General features: G+C 62.9%; 1 protein-coding gene. It reads left to right on the top strand.

The features are described 5' to 3' along the window. Positions 1 to 4: 4 nt before the first annotated feature. Positions 5 to 8,104 (top strand): amino acid adenylation domain-containing protein, encoded by an 8,100-nt coding sequence (locus ABG82_RS26285; RefSeq protein WP_456152422.1) that lies wholly within the window; start codon positions 5 to 7, stop codon positions 8,102 to 8,104. Positions 8,105 to 8,115: the final 11 nt, after the last annotated feature.

Raw genomic sequence — 8,115 nt, 5'->3', positions numbered from 1 at the left:
GTCGATGGATCTGGGTGACGACGACCGCGCCGAATGGGAAGAATGGGGCAATCGGGCGGCCCTGGATCTGCCTGCGACTTCTGTGTCGATTCCGGAGTTGTTCGGGCGGTGGGTGGTTCGTGATCCGGGGGCTGTTGCGGTCAGTTGTGGTGGGCGTGCGGTTACCTATCGTGGGCTTGATGAGGCGTCGAACAGGTTGGCGCATGTGCTTGTCGGGCATGGTGCGGGTCCGGGGCGTCGGGTTGCGTTGTTGTTCTCGCGTTCGGTTGAGGCCGTGGTGGCGATTATGGCGGTGTTGAAGACGGGTGCGGCGTATGTGCCGATTGATCCGTCGGTGCCGGATGCGCGGTTGGGGTTTGTGTTGTCCGATGCTGAGCCGGTGGTCGCGGTGAGCACTGCGGTGTTGGCGGGCAGGTTGGCTGATTACGGCCTGCCGGTCATCGATATCGACGGTGTGCCGGCCGATGGGGAATCGGCCACCGTCCCTGGTGCGCCCGCGCCGCCGCGCGGAGACGATATCGCATACGTGATCTACACATCTGGCACCACCGGCACGCCGAAAGGTGTTGCTATCCCGCATCATAACGTGACCCGCTTGCTAGCGGCAATCGATGCTCGGCTGGAGTTTTCGCCGGGGCAGGTGTGGTCACAGTGCCACTCGCTGGCCTTCGATTTCTCGGTGTGGGAGATCTTCGGAGCACTGCTGCACGGCGGCCGGCTGGTGGTGGTGTCGGACACGGTGGTGCGGTCACCGGAACAGTTTCATGCGCTGTTGGTCGATGAGCAGGTCGATGTGTTGAGTCAGACGCCGTCGGCGTTCTATGCGCTGTTGGCCGCAGACCTGGCCCGGCCACAAGACGCGCAACTCGACCTGGAAGCGGTGATATTCGGCGGGGAAGCACTGGAACCCGAGCGCCTGTGCAGTTGGTTCCAGGACCATCCGCGATCGCCGCGACTGATCAATATGTATGGGATCACCGAGACGACGGTGCACGCCTCGTTCCGCGAGATCAGCACCGCGGATATCGGGGACGTGGGCAGTCCGGTCGGAGTTCCACTGGGACACCTCGCATTCGCTGTCCTCGATGAGTGGTTGCAGCCGGTTCCGGCGGACGTCGTCGGCGAGCTGTATGTGGCGGGCGCGGGCTTGGGCTATGGCTACACGGGGCGGGAACCGCTGAGCGCCACACGATTTGTGGCTTGCCCGTTCGGGGGACCGGGCAGCCGGATGTATCGCACCGGAGATCTGGTGTCCTGGGGTGAGGACGGGCAGCTGCGCTATCTGGGCCGCGCCGACGAACAGGTCAAGATTCGCGGACACCGGATCGAACTCGGCGAAATCCAGTCCGTTCTCAACGGTTTGGATGGTGTCGGGCAGGCTGTGGTGATCGCCCGCGAAGACCGTCCTGGCGACAAGCGGTTGGTGGGCTACATCACCGGCGCCGCCGATCCCTCCGGGCTGCGTGCGGCATTGGCAGACAGACTGCCGCCGTACATGGTGCCTGTGGCAGTGGTAGCCGTTCCGGGTCTTCCTTTGACGGTCAACGGTAAGCTCGACAAGAACGCGCTCCCCGCACCGGAGTATCAATCCGTCGACCAGTATCGGGCTCCGACAAATCCGACCGAAGAGATTCTGGCCGGTATCTACGCCCAAGTCTTGGGCCTGGATCGGGTCGGTATCGACGACTCCTTCTTTGATCTGGGTGGGGATTCACTGCTGGCGATGCGTCTGGTCGCCGCGCTCAATCGGTCGATGGACGCCGGCCTTGAGGAACGCGCTGTGTTCGACGCCCCGACGGTTGCGCAGTTGATGCTCCGTATCGGGGGCGACGAAGGCCGGTTTGAGCCGTTGATCGCGGGGACGCGACCCGCAGTGATGCCACTGTCGTACGCTCAAAGTCGCCTGTGGTTCATCGACCAATTGCATGGTCCATCTCCGGTATACAACTTGGCGGTCGGGCTGCGGCTGCGGGGCCAGCTTGATGTCGCCGCCCTGGGTGCGGCGTTCGTGGATGTGCTGGCTCGCCATGAGAGCCTGCGCACCATGTTCCCGTCGGTCGACGGGATACCGCAGCAGCTGATCGTTCCCGTCGAACAGGCCGAGTTCGGCTGGGATGTCGTTGATGCCTCGGACTGGCAGACTGAGCGCCTGGACGCCTCGATCACGGAATCAGCCCAGTACTGCTTCGACCTGTCCTCCGAGATTCCGATGAGAGCAAGGCTTTTCCGTGTCGCCGCGGACGAGCACATCCTCGTGGCGGTCGTGCACCACATTGCCGCGGACGGCTGGTCCATCACCCCGCTGGTGGCGGACCTGGGAGTCGCCTACGTGAGCCGGTGTGCGGGGCAAGACCCTGACCGGAAACCGCTGGCCGTTCAGTATGCCGACTACACGCTCTGGCAGCGTGCACAACTGGGTGACCTCGATGACGACGACAGCCGCATCTCACGGCAGCTGGCCTACTGGGAGAACGCCCTGGCCGGGATGCCCGAGCGCCTGGCACTCCCGACCGATCGGCCGTATCCCATGGTCGCTGATCAAAGTGGTTCCAGGGTAGAGGTGGTATGGCCGGCCGATCTGCAGCGGCGGGTCAATCGCTTGGCCCGCGAGCACAATGCGACCAGCTTCATGGTGATGCAGACCGCCCTCGCCGTGCTTTTCTCTAAGCTCAGCGCGAGTTCTGATGTGGCCGTGGGATTCCCGATCGCCGGTCGTCGTGATCCGGCACTGGATGAGCTGGTCGGATTCTTCGTCAACACCCTGGTGCTGCGGGTCGATCTTGCGGGAGACCCCAGCGTTGCCGATGTGCTGGCCCAAGTGCGGGCACGCAGTCTGGGGGCCTTCGAGAATCAGGACGTGCCGTTTGAGTTGCTAGTTGAGCGATTGAATCCGACACGGTCGCTGACCCACCACCCGTTGGTGCAAGTGATGTTCGCGTGGCAAAACATCCCTGGGCAGATCGGAGATTCACGTGGTGGAGCGGCGTTGGCGGATCTGCAGCTCACCCAGCTGCCGCTGGACACCCATTCCGCTCGCACGGATCTGTCATTTTCACTCGCCGAGTCGTGGACCGAAGCAGGTGAGCCTGAGGGGATTTCGGGAACAGTGGAGTTCCGCACGGATGTGTTCGACGCGAGGAGTGTCGAGGCGCTCATCGGTCGGCTCCAGCGGGTGCTGGAGAGCATGACCGCCGACCCGGCCCTGCCTTTGTCGGGAATCGAGGTGCTGACTGCCGAAGAGCTGGCGCAGCTGGACGAGTGGGGCAATCGCGCGGAGTTGTCGCGGCCGGCGACCTCGGTGTCGATACCGGCCTTGTTCGCACAGCAGGTGTCTCGCGTTCCGGGAGCGATCGCCGTCAGTTTCGGGGATGGACACCTGTCGTACCAGGAGCTGGACGAAGCATCGAATAGGCTGGCACACTTACTTATTCAGTACGGCGCAGGGCCTGGAGAACGAGTGGCGCTGCTGTTTCCGCGATCGGCGGAGGCCATCGTCGCGATCATGGCAGTACTCAAGACCGGTGCCGCCTACCTGCCCATAGATCCCTCGGTGCCCGACGCACGCCTGGAATTCGTGCTGTCCGACGCCGAGCCTCTGGTCGCTGTGACCACTGTCGATCTCGTGGAACGCCTCGACGGGCGCGGTGTGGTGGTTATCGATGTCGACGATTCGGCACTCGGAGCCCAGCCGGTGAGCACGCCGCTTACGGGGCTGACCGCTGATGATGTCGCGTACTTGATCTATACCTCAGGCACCACGGGTGTGCCGAAAGGTGTTGCCATCGCGCACCGGAACGTGACTGGTCTGCTGCGGGCACTGGCGGACGACCTGGAGCTGTCCGCGGGTCAGGTCTGGGCACAGAGCCATTCGCTGGCTTTCGATTTTTCGGTATGGGAGATCTTCGGCGCGTTGTTACATGGCGGGCGGCTGGTGATCGTGTCCGAGACGGTGGTGCGGTCGCCCGAAGAGTTTCACGCCTTGCTGGTCGATGAGCAGGTGAGTGTGTTGAGCCAGACGCCCTCGGCGTTCTATGCCTTGCAGACCGTCGATGCGATGGGTACCGAGTCCGTCGGACAGCTCGGTATCGAAGTGGTGGTGTTCGGCGGGGAAGCCTTGGAGCCACAACGTTTGAAGCCGTGGCTGGACCGGCATCCTGCGCTACCCCGGTTGGTCAACATGTATGGGATCACCGAGACGACGGTGCATGCCTCGTTCCGCGAGATCGTCGCGGCGGATATGGAGCGCTTGGCAAGCCCGATCGGTGGCCCTCTGGCGCATCTGGGGTTCTTTGTGCTTGATGGTGCGTTGCACCCGGTACCGGCCGGTGTCGTGGGTGAGCTATATGTGGCGGGCGCGGGGCTGGGCTACGGATATGTGGGCCGGACCGGCCTGACGGCGTCCCGGTTTGTGGCATGTCCCTTCGAGGGAGCCGCGGGGCAGCGGATGTATCGCACCGGCGATCTGGCGAGCTGGGGCATCGATGGGCAGCTGCAGTACGCGGGGCGCGCCGATGAACAGGTCAAGATCCGTGGACACCGCATCGAACTGGGCGAAATTCATGCGGCGCTCGTCGCCCAGCCCGGCGTGGAACACGCCGCGGTGATCGCTCGTGAAGACCGTCCCGGTGACAAGCGTCTGGTCGGATACATCACCGGTATCGCTGACCCCGTTAAGGTTCGCGCTCGGCTGGCCGATTGTCTCCCCAGCTATATGGTTCCCGCCGCGGTGGTCTCCTTGGCGGCTTTGCCGCTGACGGTCAACGGCAAGCTTGATAAAAAGGCTTTGCCCGCACCGGAATACACCGATGTCGACCATTATCGGGCACCGGCCAGCCCCGTCGAAGAAATCCTGGCCGGCATCTATGCCCAGGTTCTGGGCCTGGAGCGAGTCGGTGTCGATGACTCATTTTTTGATCTGGGCGGCGACAGCATTTCGGCCATCCAGGTGGTGTGGCGGGCCCACGGCGCGGGCCTGGTCGGCAGACCGCGAGACATCTTCGTACAGCAGACCGTGGCCCGGCTCGCGCGGGTGGTCAGAATGGCCGACGGTTCGGATGGTGTTGTCGACGAGGGCATCGGACCGATGGCAGCCACGCCGATAATGCACTGGCTCAAGGGAATTGAAGGACCCATTGGGGAGTTCAACCAGACGGTGGTGTTGCAGGCGCCCACCGGTGTCACTGAGGCAGCGGTAGTCATCATGTTGCAGGCGTTGCTTGACCGGCACGCCATGCTGCGCCTGCGGGCCACCGATGACGACAACGGTGGGTGGTCGTTGACGGTGCCCGAGCCGGGCGCGATCGCCGCGGCAGACTGTCTGTGCACGGTGGATGTTCTCTCCGATCAAGCGCTGGTGGAGGCGCGGATGCGCCTGAATCCGGCGGCCGGGGTGATGTTGAGCGGGCTATGGGTGGCTTCCACGAGCCAACTGGTGCTGATCGTTCATCACCTGGCCATTGACGGAGTTTCCTGGCGGATTCTGTTGGAGGATCTCACGATCGCCTCGACTCAGCTGCGTGGCGGGCAAGAGGTGCTGCTGCCGCCCGCAGGCACATCGTTCCAGCGGTGGTCGGATCGGTTGGCCGAGCATGCGCGCCACCCGAACGTGGTGAGTCAGGCCCCGGCATGGCGGCAGGTGGGGTCCATCACCTCGAGTCTGGCTGCCCCGCAGCCGGCTGAAGACACGTTCGCCTCGGCCGGATACCTGACGGAGTTTCTGGATGCCGAGACCACACACATGCTGCTCGGTGAGGTGCCTGCCGCGTTCCATGCCGGAGTACACGAGATTCTGTTGATCGCCTTTGCCTTGGCCTGGGCTCAACACTTGGGTACCGGTGGCGCACCGATCGCCATCGATGTGGAGGGTCATGGCCGTCAGGAGGAGTTGGCGGAGTTGGGTGGTGTGGGCGATGGCGGTGTTGATCTGTCGCGCACGGTGGGCTGGTTCACCACGAAGTATCCGGTGTCGTTGGCTGTTGGTGGGCTGCGGTGGACGCAGGTGGTGGCCGGGGATGCGGCGCTGGGGGCGGTGATCAAGGATGCCAAGGAGCAGCTTCGGGCCATGCCCGATAGTCTGACCTATGGTCTCTTGCGGTATCTGAACCCGGAGGTGGATCTTCCTGAATCCGATCCGGCGATCGGATTCAACTACCTGGGCCGCCTGGGATCCCCAGCGGCGTACTCATCCGGAGACGTATGGCGATTCAGCCAAGACGGACTGTCATTGACAGGTGCTGCGGGTGCGATGCCGATTGCGTTGCCACACACCGTGGAACTCAACGCGGTGACCATCGATACCGATACCGGGCCGCACTTGAACGCCACCTGGACATGGGCGCCTACGGCACTGGATCGCATGGCGGTGACCAGGATAAACCGGCTGTGGTTCGACGCACTGGCTGGAATCTGTGCGCACGTGCGAAGGGGCGGAGGCGGATTGACCCCGTCGGATATCGCTCCGGCTCGGCTCAGTCAGCAGCAGATCGACGGGCTGCAGAGTCAGTTCCCGATTGCTGACGTGTTGCCGCTGACGCCCTTGCAGCAGGGTCTGCTGTTCCATGCGGGCATTGCGAACAGCTCAGGTGACGATGTGTACGCGGTGCAGTTCGATATCGCGCTCAGTGGTGCACTGGACGCGGACCGGCTGCGTGAGGCGTTGCAGGCAGTGGTTGTGCGGCACCCGCATCTGGCAGCTCGCTTTTGTGACCAGTTTGAACAACCATTGCAGATCATTCCCGCTGACCCCGTGGCTCCCTGGAGATATATCGAATTATCTACGGGTGTAGATGATTTCGGCATTGATGAGCAGATTGAGCAGGTATGTGTCGTTGAGCGCGCAGCGGTTTGCGATCTCGCCGCACAGCCCGCGTTCCGGGCTGTGCTTATCCGGACCGGCGAGGACCAGCACAGGTTCGTTCTTACCAATCACCACATTGTTCTCGATGGTTGGTCGATGCCGATTCTGATGCAGGAGATCTTTGCGGGATATCACGGGGTGCGGCTGTCTCCGGCTACGTCGTATCGCAGTTTTGTCACGTGGCTTTCCGAACGGGATCGCGATGCGGCAGAGGTAGCGTGGCGCAAGGCGATGGCAGGTTTCGAGACACCGGTGCTGGTCGGCCCGCCGCAGAAGCTGCAGTTTGGGCGCCGCAGTGTTGGCCTCTTTCGGGTGCCGGTGAAAACCACCAGATCCCTTACCAAATTGGCGCGTTCGTGTCGGACGACGGTCAATGTGGTGTTGCAGGGTGCGTGGGCGTTGCTGCTCAGTTCGTTGAGTGGGCAGGACGATGTGGCGTTCGGTACTACGGTTTCGGGTCGTCCGGCTGAGGTGCTTGGTGCCGAGTCGATGGTGGGTCTGCTGATCAACACGGTGCCGGTGCGGGCCACGATTTCCGGGGCGAGTACTACCGAAGAGTTGTTGCGTCAGTTGCAGGGTGCGCACAATGACACGTTGGAGCATCAGCATCTGGCGCTCAGTGATATCCATCGGATCACCGGCCAGGAACGACTGTTCGACACCGTGTTCGTGTACGAAAACTATCCGACCAGCACAGGGGCGGCCGCTGACTTCGGCGAATTGTCCATCACCGGCTTCAGCAGTCGTGACTACTACCACTACCCGATCGCGGTACAGGCCGGGCCTGGCCGAGAACTGGAACTTCGTGTGCAGTACGACACCGACGTGTTCGACGCGGAGAGTATCGAGGAGTTGATCGAGAGGTTCAATCAGGTATTGGTCGCGATGACCGCGCATCCTGGCCGCAAGTTGTCGTCGCTGGATCTGCTGAACGGTATTGGCCGAGATCGGTGGAGCGAGTGGAGCGCGGTACAGGCCGCCGAAGCGCGGGGTACCAACGGTGCGTATTGCCCGCCGGCCACCTTGAATGAGCAGATCCTGTCCAGCATCTTCGCCCATGTGCTTGGCGTGGACCGTGTCGGAGTGGACGAGTCGTTCTTTGATCTCGGCGGTAATTCGCTTGGGGCCATGCGTGTGGTCGCTGCGATCAATACAGCCCTGGAGGCCAATCTGACGATGCTCGCGCTGTTCGACGCACCATCGGTGCGAAGTTTGGCGCAGCAGTTGGAAAACTCCCCGGCACGGTGAGACAGGAGAAT

The organism is Mycobacteroides immunogenum (genome assembly GCF_001605725.1).
GTDB lineage: Bacteria > Actinomycetota > Actinomycetes > Mycobacteriales > Mycobacteriaceae > Mycobacterium > Mycobacterium immunogenum.
The sequence above is the reverse complement of the archived record's forward strand: the minus strand, read 5'-3'. Positions and strand labels throughout refer to the sequence as shown.

What these genes read in the sequence shown, in the direction of transcription:
- ABG82_RS26285 (WP_456152422.1), top strand. Translation starts at nt 5, where the DNA reads ATGGATCTGGGTGACGACGACCGCGCCGAATGGGAAGAATGGGGCAAT.